Annotated in this window: 2 tRNA genes; both read right to left on the minus strand. The window is 55.8% G+C overall.

The annotated features are described in order from the left end of the window. A tRNA-Asp gene (locus tag HC728_RS20070) sits at positions 1-77 on the minus strand. A gap of 38 nt (positions 78-115) precedes the next feature. Continuing rightward, positions 116-206 (minus strand) — tRNA-Ser (locus tag HC728_RS20075). Positions 207-215 lie beyond the last annotated feature (9 nt).

The following is a 215-nucleotide window of genomic DNA, read 5'->3' on the forward strand; positions in this document are numbered from 1 at the left end:
TGGCGGAGCGGACGGGACTCGAACCCGCGACCCCCGGCGTGACAGGCCGGTATTCTAACCAACTGAACTACCGCTCCAATTTTTTGAAACCCAGACTCTATCTGAATCTCGAAAGTGGCGGAGGGATAGGGATTTGAACCCTAGAAGGGCTATTAACCCTTGCCGGTTTTCAAGACCGGTGCTTTCGACCACTCAGCCATCCCTCCAACGCGGTG

The sequence above is a fragment of the Aliivibrio sp. S10_S31 genome, assembly GCF_014694495.1.
Lineage (GTDB): Bacteria > Pseudomonadota > Gammaproteobacteria > Enterobacterales > Vibrionaceae > Aliivibrio > Aliivibrio fischeri.